The sequence below is a fragment of the Rhizorhabdus argentea genome (assembly GCF_037861105.1).
Taxonomy (GTDB): Bacteria; Pseudomonadota; Alphaproteobacteria; order Sphingomonadales; family Sphingomonadaceae; genus Rhizorhabdus; species Rhizorhabdus argentea.
The window spans coordinates 56,197-78,741 of the sequence record NZ_JBANFK010000010.1 but is presented as its reverse complement, the minus strand read 5'-3'; the positions used below and the strand labels follow the sequence as shown (position 1 = coordinate 78,741).

Sequence of the window (22,545 nt, the reverse complement as noted above, 5' to 3'; positions counted from 1 at the left end):
GTGCGTCTGACTGGGACGGGGTGTTCCTGATCAGCCGTTATGATCGGAGAGCAGCGTCCTCTGCGCCATGGTCGGCGAAGCGCGTGCGGTCCGCCTCTCGCGCCACAGCGGGCAGTTCGCGCCGCACTGCCTCGCCGATGATCAGCAGCGTCGGATCGTCGTCGCTGATCGTCGAGGTGAGAAACGGCAGCGCCGAGAGCTTGCCGCGGATCAGCCGTTCGCCGGGCAGCGAGATGTTCACCGCGATCATCACTGGCGTGTCTGCTGCACGGCCGGCTGCGATCAGGTTGCGCATGATCTGCGGCGCGGCGGCGCGGCCCATATAGACGGCGAGCGTCGTGTCGGTCGCGGCGAGCGCAGGCCAGTCTAGATCGATCGCCTCGCCGGCGCGCGCATGCGCGGTGACAAAGGTCAGCCGGCGCGCAAGTCCGCGCAGGGTGAGCGACGCCATTCCGCTGGCGGCGGCCGCGCTGGCGGCGGTGATGCCCGGGCAGACTTGCACGGCGATGCCGTGCGCGGCGAGATGGTCGATCTCCTCGGTCGAGCGGCCGAAGATCGACGGGTCGCCGCCCTTGAGCCGGACGACGCGCCGGCCTTCGCGCGCGGCTGCGAGCAGCAGGTCGTTGATCGAGCCCTGATCCTTGCTGTGCCGCCCCGAGCGCTTGCCGACGCTGACCATCTCGGCATCCGGCCGCGCCAGCTCGAGAACGCCCGGCCCCACCAGCGCATCGTAGAAGACGATGTCGGCCGCCGCAATCAGCCGCTCGGCCTTGCGGGTCAGCAGGTCGGGATCGCCGGGGCCGGCTCCGACCAGCCAGACCGTGCCCGGTTCGATTCCACGCGCGATCGGGTCATTCCGCTGCATAGATGGTCTCCCGAGCAGGTGCGATATCGGCCAGGATACGGGCCAGGGCAGGGCGGCAGGATCCGCAATTGGTGCCGGCGCCGAGCGCCTTGCCGATCGCTGCGACATCGGCGAGCTGCTGCTCGCTGATCGCCGCGACGATCGTCTTGAGGCCGACATCGAAACAGGAGCAGATCAGCGCGCCGCGATCGGGCTGCGCGCCTGGCGCGCGGCCGGCGAGCAGCGTGGGCGCGACATCCGGCGCGTCGAGCTGCGCGATCAGCCAGTCGCGGCTCGGCAGCTGGCCGGTCCGGGTGACGAACAGCACCGCCGACAGACGCCGGTCGTTCAGCACCGCGATCCGGCGCGAGCCGAGCGCGGCATCGGCCGCCTCGATCCGGGCGCCGGCCGGCAAGCCGGCTTCGAGCGCCTCATAAGGTCCTATGCCGGCGAGTTCGTAGAGCGCGCCACCGGGCACGGTGATCCTCGTCGCCCAGAGGCTGGGCGGCGGCGCCTTCGCCTCACCGCGCACGATCAGGAACCCGCGCCACTCGATCGCAACCTTCTCGACCTGGGCCGGCGTCGACTTGAAGCCGGGTTGTCCCGAATGCGGATCGGTCAGCGGGCGCGGCAGCAGGCCGGTGCGGCCGCCGGTCGACTGGCGATCGGTCCAGTGGATCGGCGTGAAGATGTCGCCGCGCCGCTGGTCCTCGGTGGAGCGCACGCGGAACAGGCTCGCGCCCTGCGGCGTCGATACCCGCGCGATGTCACCATCGGCCAGACCGAGCCGATCGCAATCCTCCGGGTTGATGTCGACGAGGGGTTCCTCGCGGTGGCGCGCTAGCCGGGGCGACAGGCCGGTGCGCGTCATCGTGTGCCACTGGTCGCGATAGCGGCCGGTGTTGAGGGTCAGCGGCCAGTCGCGCAGCGGATCGGCCAGCGGCGCCTGGACGGTGGGAACCATCCGCGCCTTGCCGTCTGCGCTCGGGAAGCGGCCATCCGCGAAGGGCGTTCCGCCCCAGCGATAGGGCTCCATCGCGTCATAGCCAGGATTGCCGATCGCGGCGTGATGGCGCAGATCGAGCACCCGCGCGCCATCATTCCCATAGCTGGTGAGCCGCGCATGCTCGCGATAGATGTCTGCGGGCCGATCATAGCTGAACGCGCTGGCCCATCCCATCCGGCGGGCGACCTGGGTCATGATCCACCAGTCGGGGCGTGCCTCCTCCACGAAGGGCAGGAACTGCCGCTGGCGGCTGACGAGGCGCTCGCTGTTGGTGACGGTGCCGCTCTTCTCGCCCCAGCCGGCGGCGGGAAGACGGACATGGGCGAAGCGGGTGGTATCGGTATCGGCGATCACGTCCGAGACGACGACGAATGGGCAGGCGGCGAGCGCCTCGCGGACCCGGCCAGCGTCGGGCATGCTCACCGCCGGATTGGTGCCCATCACCCAGATCGCCTTGATCCGGCCCTCGCCGACGGCGCGGAACATCTCGACCGCCTTGAGGCCGGGCTTGGCGGCCATCTTCGGTGCCGCCCAGAAGCGGCCGACCCGGGCGACATTGTCGGGTGCGAAGTCCATGTGCGCGGCCAGCGTCGAGGCCAGTCCGCCCACCTCGCGGCCGCCCATCGCATTTGGCTGGCCGGTGATCGAGAAGGGCGCCGCGCCCGGCTTGCCGATCCGTCCGGTGGCGAGGTGGAGGTTGACGATCGCGTTGACCTGGTCGGTGCCGCGCAGCGCCTGGTTGATGCCTTGGCTGAACATCGTGACGGTGCGCGGATGGGCGGCGAACAGCTCGAAGAAGCGCAGCAGCCGGTCGGGCGCGACATCGCAGGTCTTCGCCACCGTCCACAGGTCGTTGTCATGCTCGACATTGTCCCAAAAGCCGTCCGGCGTGGCGACGCTTGCCGCCAGAAATGCCTCGTCGAGCAGCCCTTCGCGGCGACAATAGGCGAGCAGCCCGTTCATCAGCGCCACATCGCTGCCCGGGCGGATAGCGAGGTGGAGATCGGCGTCCTCGCAGGTTTCGGTGCGGCGCGGATCGACCACGACCAGCTTGGTGCCGCGAGCCGCGCGGGCCGCCTGGATACGCTGATAGACGATCGGGTGGCACCAGGCGGTGTTCGAGCCGACCAGCACGATCAGGTCGGCTTCGTCGAGATCGTCATAGCCGGCGGGAACGACATCCTCGCCAAAGGCGCGGACATGGCCGGCGACGGCGCTCGACATGCACAGCCGCGAATTGGTGTCGATATTCGCCGATCCGATGAATCCCTTCATCAGCTTGTTGGCGACATAATAATCTTCGGTCAGCAACTGGCCCGAAACATAGAAGGCGACGCTGTCCGGGCCATGTTTGGCAATGGTGTCGCGAAAGCGGCGGGCGACGAGGTCCAGCGCCTTGTCCCAGCTGGCGCGCCGGTCCCCGATCATCGGGTGCAGCAGCCGCCCTTCCAGCCCGACCGTCTCGCCCAGCTGGGTGCCCTTCGAGCAGAGCCTGCCGCGATTGGCGGGATGGTCGGGATCGCCGGCGATCCGGACGGTGCGCCCGTCGACCGGGGTGGCGACGACGCCGCATCCCACGCCGCAATAGGGGCAGGTCGTCCTGACGGGCGCCGCCTCGTTCATGCCGCCGCCGCGTTCGCCAGCATTGCGAGCCGCGAGATCAGTACGCGCCCCGCATCGATCCGCACCGGGATGGTCGGCACGCAGCCCTTGTCCTCGCCGAGCGCCTCGCCGGTCGACAGCGATATCCGCCAATTGTGCAGCGGGCAGGCGACCGCATCGCCATGGACGATGCCCTGGCTGAGTGGGCCATGTTTGTGCGGGCAGCGGTTGACGAGGGCATAGACCCGGTTTGCGCTGGTGCGGAAGATGGCGATCTCCTCGCCCCCCGCACCATTGATGCCCATCTTTATGGTGCGGGCGCCGCGGACGGGGATCTCCCCGATCGGGCCAACGTCGATCCAGTCTCCAATCATCGCGCTTACTCCGCGGCTTCGAGGGCGAGCGGGCGGAATTCGCCCAGATGCGCATGCTGCTCGCGCTCGGCTCCCGCGGCGCGCGCCGCCCACGGATCGTCCTGCGAGAAGTTCTGCGAGTAGAGGAAGCGGCTGGTCAGCGCCTCGCGGCCGACCTCGTCGTCGGCGATGCGCTGGCGGACATAGTCGACGCCGACCCGCTCGATCCACGGCGCGGTGCGCTCGAGATACCAGGCTTCTTCGCGGTAAAGCTGGATGAAGGCCGCGCAATAATCCATCGCCTGCTGCTCGGTCGAAACCTTGCAGAGGAGATCGGTGCCGCGCAGCTTGATCCCGCCATTGCCGCCGACATGGAGTTCATAGCCCGAGTCGACGCAGATCACGCCGAAGTCCTTGATGGTCGCTTCGGCGCAGTTGCGCGGGCAGCCCGACACCGCGATCTTGAACTTGTGCGGCATCCATGAGCCCCAGCTCATTTGCTCGAGCTGGACGCCCAGCCCGGTCGAATCCTGTGTCCCGAAGCGGCACCATTCGGATCCGACGCAGGTCTTCACCGTGCGCAGCGCCTTGCCATAGGCATGGCCCGAGACCATCCCCGCGGCGTTGAGATCGGCCCATACGGCGGGCAGATCCTCCTTCTTGATGCCGAAGATGTCGAGCCGCTGGCCGCCGGTCACCTTGACCATCGGCGCGTCGTACTTCTCGACGACGTCGGCGATCGCGCGCAGCTCGCGCGGGTTGGTCAGGCCGCCCCACATCCGCGGCACCACCGAATAGGTGCCGTCCTTCTGGATGTTGGCGTGGAGCCGCTCGTTGACGAAACGGCTTTGCTGATCGTCGACATAGTCGCCGGGATGCGCGCACAGCAGATAATAGTTGAGCGCCGGGCGGCAGGACGAGCAGCCGTCAGGTGTCGACCAGCTGAGCTGCTGCATGACTTCGGGGATCGATTTCATGTCCTGTGCGACGATCTCGCGGCGGACATCGTCATGGGTGAAGCTGCTGCACTTGCAGATCGTCTTCGCCGTGCGCTCGCCATGATAGTCTTCACCCAGCGTGACGGCGAGGATCTGCTCGACCAGCCCGGTGCAGGACCCGCACGATGCCGACGCCTTGCAGGTCGCGCGCACCGCATCGAGCGTGCAGGCGCCCGCGGTGATCGACGCGACGACCTTGCCCTTTGAAACGCCGTTGCAGCCGCAGATCTCGGCATCGTCCGAGAGCGCCGCAACGGCCGCCTTAGGGTCCGTCTGCCCCCCTCCGGAGGCGAAGGCCTGGCCGAAGATCAGCACGTCGCGGATCGATGCGATGTCCTCGCTCTTCCGGAGCAGATCGAAATACCAGCCGCCATCGGCGGTGTCGCCATAGAGCACCGCGCCGACGATGCGATCGTCGCGGACTACGACGCGCTTATACACGCCGCGCGAGGCGTCGCGCAGCACGATGTCCTCGGCGCCCTCGCCGCCGGCGAAATCGCCCGCCGAGAAGACATCGATGCCGGAGACCTTGAGCTTGGTCGAGGTCACCGAACCGCGATAGCCGCTATGCTGCTCGACCAGCCCGTCGGCCAGCGCGCGGCACATCTCCCACAGCGGCGCGACGAGGCCATAGACCATGCCGTCATGCTCGACGCATTCGCCCACCGCCAGGACCGCGGGATCGCTGGTGACCATGTGATCGTCGACCTGAATGCCGCGCCCGACCGCAAGGCCGGCCTCGCGGGCCAGCGCGACGGAGGGGCGGATGCCGACCGCCATCACCACCAGGCTGGCGGGGATGGTCCGTCCATCCTTGAGCAGGACGCCCTCGACCTTGCCGTCGCCGACGATCTCGGCGGTGTCCGCGCCGAGCAGGATCGTCTGGCCGCGGCGTTCGAGCTCGGTCTTGAGCAGCCAGCCGGCTGCCTCGTCGAGCTGGCGCTCCATCAGGGTCGGCATCAGGTGGATGACGGTGACCTTCATGCCGCGCAGCGTCAGCCCGTGGGCCGCTTCGAGGCCGAGCAGGCCGCCGCCGATCACCACCGCATCGCCGCCGCCCTCGGCCGCCGCGAGCATATGATCGACATCCTTCATGTCGCGGAAGCTGATCACGCCGGGCAGGTCCTTGCCCGGCACCGGGATGATGAACGGATCCGAGCCGGTCGCGATCAGCAGCTTGTCGTAGCCGACGGTGCGGCCGGACTGCGAGGTGATGGTGCGCGCGGCACGATCGATCGCCGTCACCGGATCGCCGCTGACCAGCTCGATGCCATTGTCGCGGTACCATTTGGTGCCGTTGATGACGATGTCTTCGAAGCTCTTCTCGCCGGCCAGCACCGGCGAGAGCATGATGCGATTATAGTTCACATAGGGCTCGGCTCCGAAGATGGTGACCGAGTATCGGGCCGGATCGCGCTCGAGGATCTCCTCGACCGCCCGGCAGCCGGCCATGCCGTTGCCGATGACGACCAGATGTTCGCGGGTGATGGGGGACAGCATCGCGCTTCCTTCAATTTGCGATAGCGGAGGGGACGGATCCGGCGCGCATCAGATGCGCGCGCCGGCCAGCGCGGTCGGCCAGGTCGAGCGCCAGCGGCCCTTGACCAGGCTGATGCCGCCGAGCGCGATCACCGCCAAACCGGCGAAGATCAGGAAGCCGAACTGCGGGCTGCCGGTGAGCTGCTTGGCGAGGCCGAGCGACGAGGCCAGATAGAAGCCGCCGAGGCCGCCCGCGAAACCGACCAGGCCGGTCATCACGCCGATCTCCTCCTTGAAGCGCTGCGGCACTAGCTGGAACACCGCGCCATTGCCGAAGCCCAGCGCCAGCATCGCCACCAGGAACAGGCCGAGCGCCAGCGGGACGGTCGACGGGCCGGTGCTGATCGCGCTGAGCGTGATCGCGGCGAGCAGATAGGCGATGGTCAGCGCCTTGGTGCCGCCGATGCGATCGGCCACCGCGCCCCCGAATGGGCGGATCATCGAGCCGGCGAACACGCAGGCGGCGGTGCAATAGCCGGCAACGACCGGGGTCAGCGCGAACTGGTCGGTGAAGTAGATCGTCAGCGAGGCGCTCAGGCCGACGAACCCGCCGAAGCTGACGCCGTAGAACAGCATGAACCACCAGGCATCGGCCTTCTTCAGCGGCTCGAGATAGGCGGTCACCGGCTTGGGCGCCGGCGGATTGGGCGCGTTCTTCGCGAAGATCATATAGATGACGAACACAGCCGCCAGCGGAACGAGCACCATGCCGAACACGCTGTTCCAGCCGAACAGCTTGGCCAGGGTGGGCGCGAACAGCGCGGCGAGCACGGTACCGCTATTGCCCATGCCGGCAATGCCCAGTGCGGTGCCCTGATGCTCGGCAGGATACCAGCGGCTGGCGAGCGGCAGCGCCACCGCGAAGCTCGCGCCGGCAAAGCCGAGGATCACGCCGACGGCAATCGTGCCGGCGAAGCTGTCGACGCCCACCAGCCAGGCGGTGAGCAATCCTCCCATCACGACCAGCTGGCCCAGCGCGCCTGTCATTTTCGGCCCGATCCGATCGACCAGCACGCCATTGACGAGGCGCAGGATCGCCCCGGCCAAGGTCGGCACTGCGACCATGAAGCCCTTCTGCGCGGGGCTCAGGCCCAGGTCGGCCGCGATGCTCGGGGCCAGGGGACCAAGCAGGACCCACACCATGAAAGCGACATCGAAATAGAGGAAGGCGGCGATCAGTGTCGGCCGGTGGCCCGCTGCCCAGAAACCCTTGTTCATTGCTCAACCTCAACTCAAACCAGTTTCGTCCGAAGTGGCGCAGGCATGAAAAAAGCCGCCTCGAAGCACGATCGAATCGATCGGTTCGGGCGGCGTCATTGCCTGGGCCTCGGCCTTGCGGCCTTGGCGGTGGACCTTTCCTACGTCGGATCGGTCCGCTTTATGGAATCGAGGCGTCCTTGCCTCGGTAGGCACGAATTCCCACGGATCACGCGCGATGGCAAGAGACTTTTTGCGCGGTGCAGCATTTGCAAGCGGGCGTAAACCTTCGCTCGTCATCCCCGCGAAAGCGGGGATCCACGGACACGGAGTGCAAAAGGTGGAATGCACCGCGTCTATGGACTCCCGCTTTCGCGGGAATGACGGCTAAGAATCAGGCAACGTGTCGACTACGCACATTGATGCGAGCCATTACACAACCGTTACAGCGCCCATTCGACCTGTAGCCAGATCTTCTTGGTGTCGGCGTCGCCGGCGAAGCTGGCGATGCCCTGGCGCTGATAATCGGCATATTTGGCGGTGAAGGTGTATTTCTTCACCTTCGCCTGGAGCTGGACATCGATTTCGTCGCCATAATGGATGCTGGCGACGTCGCTGTCGAAACGGTGGTAGACCGCGGTCGCCGAGATCACGTCGAATAGGCCGACCTTCTTCCAGCCATAGCCGGCAGAGGCATAATAATCGGTGATGCCCTGTGCAGGTGTGGTGAGGAACTTGTCCGCCCATCCCTGGAATTTGTGGAGCGTCGCGAACGGCGTCTGGAAGGCGAAGCCGCCGGGGAAGGGCAGGCCGGTCGCCTTGGTGGTGACGCTGCGGTCGGCGCCGAGCTGCTCGACGCCGGCGCCGAGCTTGAACGCGGCGATATCCAGCGAGCCCTCGGCCAGGAAATAATCCGCCGAATAGTTGATCGGGTTGGTGCCGATATCCTGCTGATGTGCGTAGCTCAGCGTGTACGTCCATTTGACCGACTTGGTCAGCGGCCGGCTGCCAGAGAAGCGGCCCCCGAAGCTGCTCGAGCTGTTGCGCAGAAGCGCCGCGACCGGCTTGTCCTCGTCAACCCGGTAATAGAAGCCGGTCAAGCTGCCATAGGGCGTCTTGTAGGAGACATTGGCGAAGATATTGTCGCCGCCGATCGCCTGGGGCCGGCCGAGCGAATAGGCGTGGCGGCCGCCGTCGATGCCCCAGATGGTGCGATCCGACCAGCTATAGGTCACATCGACCTTGAGGTTCTTGATGCCGCTCCATTCGGCGCGGACGGCGTCGAAGGTCTGTTCGTTCTGGCGCCAGCCGACCGATCCGACGAAACGCTGGTCGTCGAGGTTGATACGTTGCCGGCCAGCAGTCAGCACGGTGCCGGGCAGTCCTTTATATTGCACCTGGATGCGGTTGAGCTCGACATTTTCCGGATCGGCGACGACCGGATAACCGATCGCGGCCGGAAGGGCAGTCTTCCGGTTGACGCCGCTCGAATAGTTCTCGTCCAGCGCCAGCGTCGCTTCGGCCTCGACCAGGAAGGAGAACGGACCTTGGACGGCTTCGACGCCGAGCCGGGCGCGTGCGGTCAGCGCATCGGCCTTGTTGCCAAACCCGGTCTGGTCGACATTCTCGTAGCGAAGCCGCGTATCGATGATCGGCTTCAGCTTGACCGCTTGCGCGGCGGCCGGAAACAGCACTGCTGAAGACAGCAGGCAGCATGTCAGGAATCGCATGATCTTTCCCCCGTATAAGATCGTAATCTGGTTCGATGCCGGTGCAGGCATCCTCTCCCCGGCCGGGCTGTTACCCGGCCAACTCAGGCTGCCTTGTCGGCTGGATTGGAATAACGCTGGTGCAGGAACTGCAGGATTTCCTGCCGGGCATGGTTGTAGTCGGGCGTGTCGGCCATCGCGATCCGGTTGCGCGGCCGCGCCAGCGTGACGGACAGGTCCTCGCCGATCGTCGCGGCCGGGCCGTTGGTCATCATCACCACCCGGTCGGCGAGCAGCACGGCTTCGTCGACGTCGTGGGTGATCATCACCACGGTGTTATTGAGCTTGGCCTGGATCGCCATCACCGCGTCCTGAAGGCTGGCGCGCGTCAGCGCATCGAGCGCGCCGAACGGCTCGTCCATCAGCAGAACGCGCGGGCTCATCGCAATGGCGCGGGCGATGCCGACGCGCTGCTTCATGCCGCCCGAAAGTTCGCCCGGGCGCTTCGCGGCGGCATGCGCCATCTGCACCAGGTCGAGGTTGTGCATTACCCAGTCGCGGCGCTCGGCGCGGGGCTTGCCCGCCATCACCTTGTCGACGGCGAGGCGGACATTCTCCTCCACCGTCAGCCACGGCAGCAGCGAATGATCCTGGAAGATCACCGCGCGATCGGGCCCCGGCTGGTCGATCACGTCGCCATCGAGGAAGATGACGCCGCGACTTGGCCGGGTCAGTCCGGCAATGATGTTGAGCAGGGTCGACTTGCCGCAGCCGGAATGGCCGATCAGCGCGACGAACTCGCCCTTCTCGATCGACAGGTCGATGTCGCGGAGCGCGGTGAAGGCACCCTTGGGCGTCGGAAAGGTGACGCCGATGCCCTCGAGCGCGAGATAGCTGCGATGCTTCATGCCATGTCCTCCTTCAGGCGGCGCGCGCGATGCGGCGACCGATCCAGCCGACGATCCGGTCGAGCGCGAAGCCGATCAGGCCGATCCAGACGAGTGCGACGATCGTGTCGGTGAGGAGCGAGCTGTTGTAGCTGTCCCAGATGAAGAAGCCGATGCCGGTGCCGCCTTGGACCATCTCGGCCGCGACGATTGCCAGCCAGCTCATGCCGACGCCAATGCGCAGGCCGGTGAACATGTGCGGTACGGTGGCCGGCAGCATGATCTTGGTAAAGTACTCGAAGGGGTTGAGCGACAGCACCCGGCCGACATTGCGGTAGGTGGCGGGAATGTTCTGCACGCCGGCGGCGGTGTTCAGGATCACCGGCCAGATCGCGGTGATGAAGATCAGGAAGATCGCCGAAGGTTGCGCCTGCTGGAAGATGGCGAGGCTGATCGGCAGCCAGGCTAGCGGCGGCACGGTCCGCAAAATCTGGAACAGCGGATCGAGTGCGCGATAGGCGAACTTGCTCTGGCCGATCAGGATGCCGAGCGCGATACCGAAGGTCGCCGACAGACTGAAACCGATCGCGACCCGGCCGAGGCTGGTCAGGATATGCCCGGCGATGCCGACGTCGCCGCCGTCCTGGATCTTGATCCCGAAGCCGTCGAGCTCCACGCCCTTGAGCGGGTGCATGATGACGTCGTGGCTCTCGGTCCACACCTTGGACGGGCTCGGCAGCGTGGCGCCCTCGCCGCTGCAGGCGATTTCCCACACCATCAGCAGCGCGGCGAGCATCAGCAGCGTCGGCAGGATGGTGAGGGCGACACCGCGCAGCTTGTCGAGCAGCGGCGTGAAATCGAAGCGCTTGCTTGCGTCTGTCACGGCGGGGCTGGCTCCCGGATAGGGGATGATCTCGGCCTCCGGGCGGGCAACCCCGCTTTCGGAGGCGCCCGACGAAGGAGTGACGAGGCGGACAGGAGACGACATGCGCTAGGCTCCTTTGCGGCCGATCAGGCCTTCTTGATCTTCAGGCTGGCGAGATAGGCCGCCGGATTGGCGGGGTCGAAGACCTTGCCGTCGAAGAAGTGCTCGACGCCGCGGCTGTCCGACTTCGGGATCTGCGCGGCTGGCACCTTGGCGAGGCCCGCGGCCTTGCGCCAGATGTCGGCGCGGTTGACCTTCGCGATCACCGCCTTGGTGTTGAGGTCGGCCGGCAGCTTGCCCCAGCGCTGATCCTCGGTGAGGAACCAGAGATCGTGGCTTTTATAGGGGAAGGAGGCATTTGCCGCCCAGAACTTCATCTTGAACGGCGCGTTCTTGAAGACGCGACCATCACCCATGGTGAAATTGCCGAGCAGACGATCCTGGATGTCGGTGACCGGCACCTTGAGCCAATCGCGTCCGCCGACGATCTCGGCCAGCTTCGCATTGTTGGCGGGGACGTCGCACCAGCGCTGCGCCTCGATGATCGCGGCGGTCAGCGCGATCGCCGCATTGGGGTGGGCCGCGACCCAGTCCGAGCGCATCGCAAAGGCTTTTTCGGGGTGGTTCATCCAGATCTGGCCGGTCGACACGGCGGTGTAGCCGAGCCCCTGCGCCACCAGCTGGTCGTTCCAGGGCTCGCCGACGCAGAACGCCTCCATCGTGTTCGCCTTCATGTTGGCGACCATCTGAGCCGGCGGGATCGTGATCAATTCGACGTCGACCTCGGGATTGATGCCCTGCGCGGCCAGCCAGTAGCGAATCCAAAGGTCGTGGGTGCCGCCTGGGAAGGTCATCGCCATGGTGATCTTGCGCCCAGCGGCCTTGCGCTGCGCGATCAGCGGCTTCATTCGCGCCGAATTGATATCGGCGCGCGCGCCGAGATAGGCTTTCTCGACCGAAATCGCCTGGCCATTGACGTTGAGCCGGGCAAGAATGCTCATCGGCGTAGCCTTGCCGATGGCGCCGAGCGTCAGCAGATAGGGCATCGGCGACAGGATATGCGCGCCGTCGATCCCGCCGCCGCCCGCGCCGAGCACCAGATTGTCGCGCGTGCCCGCCCAGCTCGCCTGCTTGGCAACCACGACGTCCGGCATGCCATATTTGGCGAACAGGCCGAGTTCCTTGGCGATGATCAGCGGCGATGCGTCGGTCAGGGCGATGAAACCGAGCTTCGCACCGGTCACTTCGGGCTTGCCCGGCGCGGCGGCGAGCAGCGGGCTGGACAGGCCGGCGGCGGCCATGCCGGCGGCTGCGGCGGCGCCGGTCTTCAGGAAAGAGCGGCGCGCCATCGTGATGGCTGCGTCGTTACGGTCTTCGATGTCGTCGGCCATGTTTTCCCCCAAAGCGCAAAAATGAAAAAAGCCGCGATCGGACCCCCGATGAGGGCCGACAGCGGCTTTGCTGTTCGATGTAGGCGTCTCACCCGTCATTGGGGAGGCTGCCGGATATTTGGCGCACATTCGTTGTGCGCTGCACACATAACAAGCGATTCGAGGCGGCGGCGCAAGTAGTATTTTTGCAATCGCGAATGTTGCGGCCGCCAGAAGCTCCTAACTATCGAAACCGGAAAGATATTCCTGAATTTTCGAGGGGTCGAAAATCCGCCCGTCGAAGAATCTGTCCGGCCCCAAAGTCAGCGTTCCGGTCTTTGAACCGACCGCAAGTGGAGTCGACAGCGCGCCTTCCACCTTCATGCTGGCGCCGGGCATCGGCAATGCTGCGTCTGCGAGGGCTCGGCGGAAGATGTCGGAGCGGAACACGTCCGCCGCGAGTCGTTCGTTGGCGGGGCTTGCCTCTGCCATTCCCCACCGGACGAGCTGCGAATAGATCCACAGCGCCTGGCTGCGCCACGGAAAGTTGGCGACCTCGCGCGCGAACAGCATGAAATCGTCGAGCGCGACCGGTAGGCTGCCCGCACGCAGCACGAAGCGTCCGCTCAGCGCCGGAAGAATCGTCGAGGCCGGCTGGCCGACATAGCCGGGACGGCCTAGCAGCGCGGCGAGCTCCTCGGCGTTGCCCGGGTCGTCGCACCAGGCGGCGGCGCGCGCCATGGCGATGAGCAGCCGGTCGGTGGTCTCGGCATTGTCTTCCATCCAGTCGGTCCGGAAGGCGAGCACCTTCTCGACGCCGCGCTGCCAGATGCGCGACCCGATCGCGACGATCTCGGCCAGCCCTTCGGCGACGGCGACGCTGCTCCAGGGCTCGCCCGCAATGAAGCCGTCGATTTCGCCGCTGCGCATCGCCTCCGCCATCAGCGAGGGCGGCAGCACCCGCAGGGCAAGATCGCGGTCGGGATCGACCCCGGCGAAACTCAACCAGTAGCGCAGCATCAGCGCATGGCTGGAGTAGCGATGGACGATGCCGATTATCGGCTTGCGGCGATGAAGGCCAATCGCCGCGGCGAAGTCGTGGGCCGCCGCCACCGGATCGGCGATCCGCTTGGCGAGATCGGGGTCGAGCGCCGCCGCGAACTCGATCGACATCGACAGCGCGTTGCCGTTGACGTTCAGCTTGAACGGCGCCGACAGTGCGGCAGGGTGCTGGCTGAGACCGAGCGTTACGGCGATTGCCAGTGGCGCGAGCATATGGGCGGCCTGCACCTGGCCATAGACCAGCCGGTCGCGCACCGTCGCCCAGGACGTGTTCCTGTGAAGGGTCAGGTCGATGCCGGCCTCGGCCGCAAACCCCTTCTCGCGCGCGACGACCAGCGGCGCGCTGTCGGTCAGGGGAAGAAAGGCGATGGAGATCGGAGTCATTCGCCGCCTCCGAGCAGGCTGTGCGCCGTGATCAGCGCCTCGGCGACCTCGATGATCTTGCGGCCCTGGTTCATCGCGGTCGATCGCAGCAGCGCATAGGCTTCGGGCTCCGGCAGGTTTCGGCTTTTCATCAGCAGCGTCTTGGCGCGGTCGATCGTCTTGCGGTCGGCCAGGGCGGACCGCGCCTCGTCCAGCTCCGTCTGCATCTTGGCGAAAGCGTTGAAGCGGCGGATGGCGAGGTCGAGGATCGGCTTTACCCGCTCCTTTCGCAGGCCATCGACGACATAGGCCGACACGCCGGCATCGATCGCCGCCCCGATCATCTGGTCGTCGGAGCGGTCGACGAACATGGCGATCGGCCGCGCCAGCGCGCGGCTGACCGCCAGCATTTCCTCCAGCGTATCGCGGCTCGGGCTGCCCAGGTCCATCAGCACGACATCCGGGGCCATGCGCTCGAGCTTGGCGACGAACGCGCCATGCGGCGGGACGACATGGATATCGTCATAGCCAGCCTCGCGCAGCCCGTCCTCCAGGACGGTGGCGCGCAGTCCGCTGTCGTCGATGATCACAATCCGCAAAACTGCGCTTCCATGCCGCCGAAGGCCGAGCGCTGCCTATGCGACAGCGGCGTTTACGTTGCAATGCGGTACGGCGGCTTCTCGGCGATCGCCTAGCGCGCTGCGGTGACCCGCCAGATGGTGTTGCCGACATCGTCGGCGATCAGCAGCGCGCCGGTGCGGTCGACCGCCAATCCGACCGGCCGGCCAAAGCTCTTGCCGCGCTCCCGGTCGACGAAGCCGGTGACGACATCCTCGGCCATGCCCGATGGGCGGCCGTCGCGGAACGGCACGAACGTCACCTTGTAGCCGGACGGCGTATAGCGGTCCCAGCTGCCATGTTCGCCGATGAAGGCGCCGCCGCGATAGCGCGGGGGCAGGGCCATCCCGGTGTAGAAGACCAGGCCGAGGGCGGCGACATGGCTGCCCAGCGCATAATCGGGCTTGATCGCGCGGGCGACGAGATCGGGGCGCTGCGGCCGGACGCGCGGGTCGAGATGCCGGCCGTAATAGCTGTAGGGCCATCCATAGAAGCCGCCGTCGCGCACCGATGTGAGGTAATCCGGGACGAGATGGGGGCCGAGTTCGTCGCGTTCGTTCACCACCACCCATAATGTGTTCGTGCCGGGATAGAAATTCGGGCTGTTGGGATTGCGCAGGCCGGTCGCGAACTCGCGCGCCCGGCCGCTGGCACGATCGATCTCCCAGACGCTCGCGCGGCCCTTTTCCGCCTCGATGCTATTTTCGGTGATGTTGCTGTTCGATCCGACGGTCGCATAGAGACGCTGGCCATCGGGGCTGACGGTCAGGCTCTTGGTCCAGTGATGGTTGATCGGACCAGCCGGCAGTTCGGTGAGGACTTGGCCCGGTGCGGTCATCCGCGTCTGGCCGGGCACGAACGGGTAGCGGACTACCGCATCGGTGTTGGCGACATAGAGTGCATTGTCGACCCAGACCACGCCGAACGGCGAGTTGAGATTGTCGAGCAGGGTGACCTGCAGCTCGGGCCGGCCATCGCCGTCGGCGTCGCGGATCAGGGTGATGCGATTGGCGGCCTCAGGGCCGCCCGGGAAGGATGTCGCCTTGTTCTTGACGAGCGCGACGATCGGATCCTTGGGGCGCTTGACCGGCTCCGGCGGCGGCGACTTCGCCTGCACCGCCAGGATGTCGCCGTTCGGCAGCACATAGACCATCCGCGGGTGGAGCAGCCCGGTCGCCAGCGGCTGGATCCTGAGCCCCGCCGCCACGACCGGCGTCTGTCCCGCTTTCCAGCCCTCGCCTGGCGAGACGTTGATGGGCGGCAGCAGATATTGCTTGGGTTCCGGCAGCAGCGGATCGGGGCCGATCTGCTTCGTCTCGTCGAACGGCGGATCGCCGCATGCCGCGAGGCTCAGCAAGACCAGCGTGGCGGCGAACGCCGCGCTGCGCCTCATTCCGCTACGCCTACGCTATGCCGATAGACCAGCGATCCGCCAAGCCAGCCGCTGACGCCGAGGATCGCAACGACCACGGCGGACAGGATCAGCCCCTGCGGCACCACCGCCGTCCATCCGTCGCGGCTGTGCACGAAGGCGTTCAGCAGCGACAGGATCATCGCGAGGATGTTGAGCAGCATGTGCCATGTCGCCGGCCGCTTGGCGCGTACGCGGCGATCGCCGAAATAGTCGGTCAGGCCGGCCACGGCGGCGAGCGCGCCCATTACCAGGCCCGCGGTGATCAGCCAGATTGAAAAATATTGCCACATCAGGTTGGCGGTGCTGGCATAAACGATGTCCGTCACCAGAGCGCCGATGAAGCAGGTGATTGGAAAGGGCACCAGCATCGGGTGGATCGGATGACCGAAGATGCTGGCGGTCGAGCGGGGGTGCGTCCGGTCTCCCTCGATTGGCCGGTGTCTGTCGATGGACATGGCGTACGCTTCCTTTATCGAGCGACGAACCCCCATGGCAGCGGACGGTTCCGCGGCGGTGTTCAGGTCAGATGGACCGCACCGAGCGCCTCCTGCGCCACCTCGCTACTGCGGTCGAGCAGGTGCTGAGTGGCGTCATGTCCGGCGGAGCGGATCCGGGTCGCGGTCGAGCCGAGCATCGCCTCTTCCTGACGGCTGATCGGGAGCAGGCCGCCGGCCAGCGCGCCGACCGCCACGGCCACCCCGCCCATGGCCAGGCCGGCCGGCATCGACATGGCGCCGCTGCGCAGGCTGCCCCGGCCGTTCAACGAGGCGCTGAGCCCCACCTTCTCGCCTACCTTGCCCAAAGCGTCGCCGACGCGGTGGCGGGCATCCTGGAGCCCTGATGTCGCCTTGGCCATCGCCTTGCGAACCTGCCAGGCGTAGGAGCCATTGCTGTCTTCAGGCGAGCGCGCGACCCCCAGCATCTCGCCGCGGGCGTGATCGAGCCGGCTGCGATAATCGGCGTCGCTTTCGCCTTCGCCACGGGTGATGCGCGCCTCGGCTTCGCGAATACGGGTCCATATCCAGCCGTCCGATGCCCTCTCGTCAGCAGCCGGTGCCGCCCTTGCCTGATCGGAACGGCCCAGCGCCAGCCAGCCCAGGCCGATGCCGATCAGGGCGAGCGGTATCGGGTTGGCCTTGGCGTCGGACAAGACGTTGCGGGCGATGTCGTCCGCCAGCCTCGCGGGCGCCAGCTTGTCCTGCAATTCGTCGAGGCGCTGTTCCATGCGGGCGCGGGTCTCGGCGAGATTGCGCTCTATGTTCTCTGGATCTTCGGGCATATCGGCCATCATGCATGTTCCTTGATCATGCGAGCGTCGCGTTCAACATTCTCGATCGTTCGTTCCGGAGTCAGCGCCTTCAGCGATAGCCGGGAAAGAGCGGCCCGGGCGATCAGTCCGCCGATCAGCAGGATGGCGGCGCCGACGATCAGCAGCGCCCCCCAGGCGGGCATCCACCGCGCCAGTACCGCCGCGACACCTTCGAGCAGCACGACCAGCCCCGCAAAGGCGAGCAGTGCGCTCCCCACCAGCGAGATCGATCCGGCGAGTAGCGCCCGGGACTTCTTGTCCAGCTCGACGCGGGCGAGCGCCAGCTCGCCACGCACCAGATCCTGCATATCGCCGACGAGGCCGCTCGCGATTTCGCCCAGTCCGGGCGAGGGCGTCGCGTCAGCTTCCGACATAGCTTATCTCCGGGGCTCTCGGCGCGTTGCCGCCCGAGCCGCCCGCCGCCGCAAGCTTTATGAGCCGGCCCAGCGCAAGCCCCGCCACCAGCGATGCGGCGGCGAACATCGCCGGCTGCCGATCCGCAAAGCCGCGCAACTGGGCCAGCAGGTCGCGGGCATCGGCATTGCGCAGCCTGCCGGCGATCGACTGGAGTTCGTCCGCGCCGCGCTCGATCGCTTCCGCGGCCCAGTCCTGTTGCCCGCGCAGTTGCTCTCCGGAGCGGTGCACGGCCTGCGCCATGCCTTCGAGGCGGCTGGCGAAACCCTGTTTCTGCTGATCGGCAGCCGACATAGCCTTGTCGCGCAGTTCGCCGACGAGCCGGTTGACCGACCCGCCGAGGTTGCCGCGTCCGCCGCCGTTCGTGCCCGCTTGCCCGCCGCCCGGTTGCGGGCCGCCACCAGCGCCGGCATCGCTGCCGCCGAACTGCGACGCAGTGCCAGCCGACTGGTCGAGCTGCGTCTGGCGAGGCTGCAGCGGGTCCGCCTGCATCGGGGCCGTTCCCCCGCCGAAGGCCTGCGAGCTGCCTGCCCCGGGGCTACTGGTCTGGTTGGCGCCGCTCTGCTCCGTGCCGCCGCCATTGTTCACCGGTTCGTTCATCCTCGACCTCCATCATTCTCGTTAGCCGTCGTGTCTCAAGCGGTGCCCACGGTTTCCGGTGCTGTCCTGCGGTCGCGCGTCGCGGCGTTGCGCGCAGGCGGCATATTGACCGGCTCGGCGCGCATGTCGGGCGGCGTCTCGAAGTCCCGGCGGGCGATGCCGCGCGAGCCTTCCACGCCCTTGGGCAGGCCGCTCCGGTCGCTATAGTCGCGCGGCTGGCCGGTGCGGCGACGGCTCGACACCACCCCGGCAAAGGCGGCTATGTCGAGCGCGGTGACCGCCGCCACCGCGGCGGTTGCGATCATCGCGTTCCTGCGCTTCGGATTGTCGCGCCTCAGCGCCGGCGCCAGGGTCGCGAGGTCGATAGCATCGCCGGCGATACGCGACGCAAGCCCGACCTGCTTGTCCATCGACAATGTCGGGATGCCGGCCGCTATCTCGCGTGCGCCGTAGGCGCGGAGGAGTCTTTCCTTGCCGTCGAGGCCGAGCGATCTGGCAAGCCGTCCCGGCGCCACCAGTTCGGCAGCGCCGAGGCCGAAGCTGAACCAGCCGAGCCCGCGGGCCAGCTGATCCCAGGTGGTGAGCGAGCCGGGCCCCTTGGCTTGGACCCGGGGGTCTCCGGGAGAGCGGGCGATTTTATGGGTGATATTTGCAAGTGTTGCCATGATGGATACCTTCAGGGCTTGAGAACGACCTTGATGCAGCTGTCCGCCTTGTCGCGGAATTTCCGGTACATCTCAGGTCCTTGCGTCAAATCGGCGGTGTGGGTGATAACGAACGAAGGATCGATCTGGTCCTCTTCGATCCGTCGCAGCAAATCACCGGTCCAGCGCGGGACATGGGCCTGCGCCATGCGGAAGGTCAGCCCCTTGTTCATCGCCTGGCCCATCGGCACCTTGTCGATCAGGCCGGTATAGACGCCGATGACCGAAATCACGCCGGCCGGCCGGCCGGCATAGATCATCTCGCGCAGCGCGTGGGGGCGGTCACTGGCCATCAAGGTCATCTGTTTGGCGCGGTCGAGCAGGGTGTCCGGCTGCGACAGGCTGATGTGGCTTTCGGTGCCGATGGCGTCGATGCACTTTTGCGGCCCTTTGCCGCCGGTCAGTTCGTTCAGCCGCTCGATTACGCTTTCGCTGGTGAAATCGATCGTGATCGCGCCGGCCGCCCGCGCCATCGACAGGCGCTCGGGCAGGCAGTCGATTGCAACCACCTGCTCCGCGCCAAGCAGGATCGCGCTGCGGATCGCCATCTGGCCGACTGGCCCCGCGCCCCAGATCGCGACGGTGTCGTCGGGCTCGATGTCGCACTGCACTGCCGCCTGCCAGCCGGTCGGCAGGATGTCGCTCAGGAACAGCAGCTTCTCGTCGGGAATGCCGTCGGGCACCTTGACGTGGGTGGCGTCGGCGAAGGGCACCCGCAGATATTCGGCCTGCCCGCCCGCATAACCGCCGGTAAGGTGGGTATAGCCGAACAGGCCCGCCGTGCTGTGGCCGAAAACCTTGTCGCCTAAGCCTTTCTTGCGGTTGGTGGTTTCGCAGACCGAGAAATTGCCGCGCCGGCATTGCTCGCATTCGCCGCAGACGATGGTGAACGGGATGACGACCCGGTCACCTTTCTTCAGCGCGCTTTTGGCTTCGTCGCCGACTTCGACGACCTCGCCCATCGATTCATGACCGACGATGTCGCCGGGCAGCATCCCGCCGGGGATGAGATTGTGGAAGAGGTGGAGATCGGAGCCGCAGATCGCGCAGCTCGTCACCTTGATGATCGCATCGCGGGGATGCTCGATACCCGGATCCGATACGGTGTCGCACCGGATGTCTTCCTTGCCGTGCCAGACCAACGCTTTCATGCACCTTCTCCTGACTCGCCGCCCTCCCTTGCACGGCATCTTGCGCAGTCGCTGTGGCGGCTCCACCAACTAGGTTAGCCAGCTTTGCGCACGGCGCTCCTTCCATCGCCACGCCGCAACGGGTGGCGGAATCGGCTGGTGAGCGGACGAAGTTCACCTTTAAGAATAATCACTTGCGCCCGTAACGACGGCGCGGGGATGCCGGGAGAGACCGCGGGAACGGATCAATCCGATCACGCGAAAGCGCCGGCCAAAGCTTGGCGTGACGGCGGCCGCATCGTAAAGCTGCGCCGCCGGTTCGGGAGGCGGCAGCATTGACCAATCTCTACGCACGTCTCGCCAGCGGCTTTCCGGAGCCGGATCGTCCTTTCGCCCACCTGCCCGATGGCAGCGTCGTCCGCTATGGCGAGGTCGAGGCCCGCTCCGCCGGCTTCGCGCATGTGCTGCGCGATCATGGCGTCGGCATTGGCGACCGGGTCGCGGTGCAGGCCGAGAAGAGCATCGACATGCTGATGCTCTATCTGGGCTGCCTGCGCGCGGGGGCGGTCTTCCTGCCGCTCAACCCCGCCTATACGCCGGGCGAGCTTGACTATTTCATGCGCGATGCCGAGCCGGCGCTGTTCGTCTGCGATCCTGCCGCGGTCGACAGGATCGCTCCTCTGGCAGCGACGGCGGGGGTGCCGCGCGTGGCGGCGCTTGCGGCGCTCGCAGAGGGCGCGGCGGCGGCCCCGGCGGGCTTCGACACGGTGGAGCGCGGCGGCGACGATCTCGCGGCGATCCTCTACACCTCGGGCACCACCGGGCGCTCGAAGGGCGCGATGCTGAGCCATGACAATCTCGGCTCGAACGCCTTCATGATCCGCAATGCCTGGCGTTTCACCGACGATGATGTGCTGCTCCACGCGCTGCCGATCTTCCATACCCATGGGCTGTTCGTCGCAACCAACGCGATCCTCGCGGCCGGCGCGTCGATGATCTTCCTGCCGCGCTTCGACGCCGCCGAGGTTCTGCGGCAGCTGCCGCGCGCGACGACGATGATGGGCGTGCCGACCTTCTATATCCGGCTGCTCGACGAGCCGGGCTTCACCGCCGATCTCGTCCGCCACATGCGGCTGTTCGTCTCCGGCTCAGCGCCGCTCTCGGCCGAGATCCACCGCGAATTCCGCGAGCGCACCGGCCATGCCATCCTTGAGCGCTACGGCATGACCGAGACCAACATGAACATCTCCAACCCCTATGACGGCGACCGCATTGCCGGCACGGTCGGCCTGCCGCTGCCGGGCGTGGCGATCCGCATTGCCGATCCCGACAGCGGCAAGGAGATGCCGCAGGGACAGGTCGGGGTGATCGAGATCGCCGGGCCGAATGTGTTCAAGGGCTATTGGCGGATGCCCGAGAAGACCGAGGCGGAGTTCCGCAACGGCTATTTCATCTCGGGCGACCTCGGCCTGGTCGATGGGCGCGGCTATGTCTCGATCGTCGGCCGAGCAAAGGACCTGATCATCTCGGGCGGCTACAACGTCTATCCGGCCGAGGTCGAGGCCGCCCTCGACGAGCTGCCGCAGGTCCATGAGTCGGCGGTGATCGGCGTCCCCCAGCGCGATCTTGGCGAGGGGGTGGTGGCGGTGGTGGTGCCGCGTGATCGCGACCTCAACGATGGCGAGCAGATCAAGGCGAGTCTGGCCGACCGGCTGGCCCGCTTCAAGCAGCCACGCGCGATCGTCTTCGTCGACGCGCTGCCGAAGAACGCGATGGGCAAGGTGCAGAAGGCGGCACTCCGCGAGCAGCACAAGGCGCTGCTGCAATAGGGCGCGTCCGTCGCCGGCCGCTACTTCGTAACGACCCGCCGCGCGCTGATGATCTTGACCGGGGCGGCGAGCATCTGGCCCTTCATCATGCCTTCGCCCAGCGTGGGCGAGCGCGGCGCGGCGAGGATGCGCTTCACCACGTCCATCCCCTCGACGACATGGCCGAAGGCCGCATAGCCGGCATTGTCGCCGGGCGCGGAAGGATCGGCGTTCATATAATCCATCTGGCCGATCGTGATGAAGAAGTCGCCCGCCGCCGTGCCCGGCGCGCTGCGGGCCATCGAGATCGTCCCGTCGCCATGGAGCACGCCGGTCTTGGTGGTCGGCTCGTGCGCGATGGTCGGGAACATCTTGCGCGGGTCATAATGTACGCCGCCCTGCACGAGGCCCAGTTCGGGCGCGTTCGGCACGTTCACGGCGCGATAGAAGGTCATGTTGTCGAACCGCTTCGCGTCGACATAGCGCAGGAAGTTGCCGGTGGTGATCGGCGCGCGCTCCTTCTCGAGCTCGAGCAGGATTGGCCCTTCGCTGGTCAACAGGCTGACCTTGACCGTGGCAGGCTTCGGCGCCGGTGCGGCGACCGGCGGCGGCGCTACATCCTGCGCGACGGCGGGGAGCGGCAGTGCGCAGAGCAGCGCAAGGGCGAGTCGGGCGATTTTCATGACGCAGAAG

Annotated in this window: 20 protein-coding genes; 1 reads left to right on the top strand and 19 read right to left on the bottom strand. The window is 66.8% G+C overall.

Annotated elements, in window-relative coordinates:
* Positions 1–37: 37 nt before the first annotated feature.
* The 18 genes from cobA to AAC645_RS11270 all read right to left on the bottom strand — a co-directional run bounded on the left by cobA (position 38) and on the right by AAC645_RS11270 (position 20,065).
* Positions 38–865, bottom strand: coding sequence for a uroporphyrinogen-III C-methyltransferase (cobA, locus tag AAC645_RS11355; protein WP_340316095.1), 828 nt, complete (start codon positions 863–865; stop codon positions 38–40).
* Positions 852–3,473 (bottom strand): molybdopterin-dependent oxidoreductase, encoded by a 2,622-nt coding sequence (locus AAC645_RS11350; RefSeq protein WP_340316094.1) that lies wholly within the window; start codon positions 3,471–3,473, stop codon positions 852–854. The genes cobA and AAC645_RS11350 overlap by 14 nt, the downstream gene beginning before the upstream one ends.
* Positions 3,470–3,826: a nitrite reductase small subunit NirD gene (gene nirD / locus AAC645_RS11345; protein WP_340316093.1), complete on the bottom strand. Its 357-nt coding sequence runs from the start codon at positions 3,824–3,826 to the stop codon at positions 3,470–3,472. The genes AAC645_RS11350 and nirD overlap by 4 nt, the downstream gene beginning before the upstream one ends.
* A 5-nt stretch (positions 3,827–3,831) precedes the next feature.
* Complete coding sequence (nirB, locus tag AAC645_RS11340; RefSeq protein WP_340316091.1) at positions 3,832–6,303, bottom strand: nitrite reductase large subunit NirB; 2,472 nt, start codon at positions 6,301–6,303, stop codon at positions 3,832–3,834.
* Between the two features lie 48 nt (positions 6,304–6,351).
* Positions 6,352–7,560, bottom strand: coding sequence for a nitrate/nitrite transporter (locus AAC645_RS11335; protein WP_340316089.1), 1,209 nt, complete (start codon positions 7,558–7,560; stop codon positions 6,352–6,354).
* 422 nt (positions 7,561–7,982) lie between these two features.
* The gene (locus AAC645_RS11330; RefSeq protein WP_340316087.1) at positions 7,983–9,269 is read right to left on the bottom strand and encodes an alginate export family protein; all 1,287 of its coding nucleotides are present in this window, start codon (positions 9,267–9,269) and stop codon (positions 7,983–7,985) included.
* 83 nt (positions 9,270–9,352) lie between these two features.
* On the bottom strand, positions 9,353–10,156 hold the full coding sequence (locus tag AAC645_RS11325) for an ABC transporter ATP-binding protein (RefSeq protein WP_340316085.1): 804 nt from the start codon (positions 10,154–10,156) through the stop codon (positions 9,353–9,355).
* 13 nt (positions 10,157–10,169) lie between these two features.
* Positions 10,170–11,123 (bottom strand): nitrate ABC transporter permease, encoded by a 954-nt coding sequence (gene ntrB, locus AAC645_RS11320; RefSeq protein WP_340316084.1) that lies wholly within the window; start codon positions 11,121–11,123, stop codon positions 10,170–10,172.
* A gap of 23 nt (positions 11,124–11,146) precedes the next feature.
* Positions 11,147–12,451: a CmpA/NrtA family ABC transporter substrate-binding protein gene (locus AAC645_RS11315; RefSeq protein ID WP_340316082.1), complete on the bottom strand. Its 1,305-nt coding sequence runs from the start codon at positions 12,449–12,451 to the stop codon at positions 11,147–11,149.
* A 219-nt stretch (positions 12,452–12,670) separates the two neighbouring features.
* Positions 12,671–13,876 (bottom strand): CmpA/NrtA family ABC transporter substrate-binding protein, encoded by a 1,206-nt coding sequence (locus AAC645_RS11310; protein WP_340316080.1) that lies wholly within the window; start codon positions 13,874–13,876, stop codon positions 12,671–12,673.
* The gene (locus tag AAC645_RS11305) at positions 13,873–14,454 is read right to left on the bottom strand and encodes an ANTAR domain-containing response regulator (RefSeq protein ID WP_340316079.1); all 582 of its coding nucleotides are present in this window, start codon (positions 14,452–14,454) and stop codon (positions 13,873–13,875) included. The genes AAC645_RS11310 and AAC645_RS11305 overlap by 4 nt, the downstream gene beginning before the upstream one ends.
* 92 nt (positions 14,455–14,546) lie before the next feature.
* Positions 14,547–15,866, bottom strand: coding sequence for a PQQ-dependent sugar dehydrogenase (locus tag AAC645_RS11300; protein WP_340316078.1), 1,320 nt, complete (start codon positions 15,864–15,866; stop codon positions 14,547–14,549).
* Positions 15,863–16,342: a DUF2231 domain-containing protein gene (locus tag AAC645_RS11295; protein ID WP_340316076.1), complete on the bottom strand. Its 480-nt coding sequence runs from the start codon at positions 16,340–16,342 to the stop codon at positions 15,863–15,865. The genes AAC645_RS11300 and AAC645_RS11295 overlap by 4 nt, the downstream gene beginning before the upstream one ends.
* 62 nt (positions 16,343–16,404) lie before the next feature.
* The gene (locus tag AAC645_RS11290) at positions 16,405–17,166 is read right to left on the bottom strand and encodes a DUF3618 domain-containing protein (protein WP_340316075.1); all 762 of its coding nucleotides are present in this window, start codon (positions 17,164–17,166) and stop codon (positions 16,405–16,407) included.
* Between the two features lie 8 nt (positions 17,167–17,174).
* Positions 17,175–17,570, bottom strand: coding sequence for a phage holin family protein (locus AAC645_RS11285; protein ID WP_340316074.1), 396 nt, complete (start codon positions 17,568–17,570; stop codon positions 17,175–17,177).
* Positions 17,557–18,210, bottom strand: a complete 654-nt coding sequence (locus AAC645_RS11280; protein WP_340316073.1) for a hypothetical protein — start codon at positions 18,208–18,210, stop codon at positions 17,557–17,559. The genes AAC645_RS11285 and AAC645_RS11280 overlap by 14 nt, the downstream gene beginning before the upstream one ends.
* Positions 18,211–18,245: 35 nt before the next feature.
* On the bottom strand, positions 18,246–18,875 hold the full coding sequence (locus AAC645_RS11275; RefSeq protein WP_340316071.1) for a hypothetical protein: 630 nt from the start codon (positions 18,873–18,875) through the stop codon (positions 18,246–18,248).
* An 11-nt stretch (positions 18,876–18,886) separates the two neighbouring features.
* Positions 18,887–20,065 carry a zinc-dependent alcohol dehydrogenase gene (locus AAC645_RS11270; protein ID WP_340316069.1) on the bottom strand — a complete coding sequence of 393 codons (1,179 nt, stop codon included), beginning with the start codon at positions 20,063–20,065 and terminating at the stop codon, positions 18,887–18,889.
* Between the two features lie 314 nt (positions 20,066–20,379).
* On the opposite strand from AAC645_RS11270, the gene AAC645_RS11265 reads away from it, so the two are divergent.
* Positions 20,380–21,873 carry a malonate--CoA ligase gene (locus AAC645_RS11265; protein WP_340316067.1) on the top strand — a complete coding sequence of 498 codons (1,494 nt, stop codon included), beginning with the start codon at positions 20,380–20,382 and terminating at the stop codon, positions 21,871–21,873.
* A gap of 20 nt (positions 21,874–21,893) precedes the next feature.
* Here the strand turns inward: AAC645_RS11265 and AAC645_RS11260 are convergent, their stop codons facing one another.
* Complete coding sequence (locus AAC645_RS11260; RefSeq protein WP_340316065.1) at positions 21,894–22,535, bottom strand: peptidylprolyl isomerase; 642 nt, start codon at positions 22,533–22,535, stop codon at positions 21,894–21,896.
* Positions 22,536–22,545 lie beyond the last annotated feature (10 nt).

Excerpts from the sequence above, each read along its gene's own strand:
- AAC645_RS11295 (WP_340316076.1), bottom strand. The coding sequence starts at position 16,342 with ATGTCCATCGACAGACACCGGCCAATCGAGGGAGACCGGACGCACCCC.
- cobA (WP_340316095.1), bottom strand. The coding sequence starts at position 865 with ATGCAGCGGAATGACCCGATCGCGCGTGGAATCGAACCGGGCACGGTC.
- AAC645_RS11325 (WP_340316085.1), bottom strand. The coding sequence starts at position 10,156 with ATGAAGCATCGCAGCTATCTCGCGCTCGAGGGCATCGGCGTCACCTTT.
- ntrB (WP_340316084.1), bottom strand. The coding sequence starts at position 11,123 with ATGTCGTCTCCTGTCCGCCTCGTCACTCCTTCGTCGGGCGCCTCCGAA.
- AAC645_RS11285 (WP_340316074.1), bottom strand. The coding sequence starts at position 17,570 with ATGTCGGAAGCTGACGCGACGCCCTCGCCCGGACTGGGCGAAATCGCG.
- AAC645_RS11260 (WP_340316065.1), bottom strand. The coding sequence starts at position 22,535 with ATGAAAATCGCCCGACTCGCCCTTGCGCTGCTCTGCGCACTGCCGCTC.
- AAC645_RS11335 (WP_340316089.1), bottom strand. The coding sequence starts at position 7,560 with ATGAACAAGGGTTTCTGGGCAGCGGGCCACCGGCCGACACTGATCGCC.
- AAC645_RS11275 (WP_340316071.1), bottom strand. The coding sequence starts at position 18,875 with ATGGCAACACTTGCAAATATCACCCATAAAATCGCCCGCTCTCCCGGA.
- AAC645_RS11350 (WP_340316094.1), bottom strand. The coding sequence starts at position 3,473 with ATGAACGAGGCGGCGCCCGTCAGGACGACCTGCCCCTATTGCGGCGTG.
- AAC645_RS11315 (WP_340316082.1), bottom strand. The coding sequence starts at position 12,451 with ATGGCCGACGACATCGAAGACCGTAACGACGCAGCCATCACGATGGCG.
- AAC645_RS11290 (WP_340316075.1), bottom strand. The coding sequence starts at position 17,166 with ATGCCCGAAGATCCAGAGAACATAGAGCGCAATCTCGCCGAGACCCGC.
- nirB (WP_340316091.1), bottom strand. The coding sequence starts at position 6,303 with ATGCTGTCCCCCATCACCCGCGAACATCTGGTCGTCATCGGCAACGGC.
- AAC645_RS11270 (WP_340316069.1), bottom strand. The coding sequence starts at position 20,065 with ATGAAAGCGTTGGTCTGGCACGGCAAGGAAGACATCCGGTGCGACACC.
- AAC645_RS11280 (WP_340316073.1), bottom strand. The coding sequence starts at position 18,210 with ATGAACGAACCGGTGAACAATGGCGGCGGCACGGAGCAGAGCGGCGCC.
- AAC645_RS11300 (WP_340316078.1), bottom strand. The coding sequence starts at position 15,866 with ATGAGGCGCAGCGCGGCGTTCGCCGCCACGCTGGTCTTGCTGAGCCTC.
- AAC645_RS11330 (WP_340316087.1), bottom strand. The coding sequence starts at position 9,269 with ATGCGATTCCTGACATGCTGCCTGCTGTCTTCAGCAGTGCTGTTTCCG.
- nirD (WP_340316093.1), bottom strand. The coding sequence starts at position 3,826 with ATGATTGGAGACTGGATCGACGTTGGCCCGATCGGGGAGATCCCCGTC.
- AAC645_RS11310 (WP_340316080.1), bottom strand. The coding sequence starts at position 13,876 with ATGACTCCGATCTCCATCGCCTTTCTTCCCCTGACCGACAGCGCGCCG.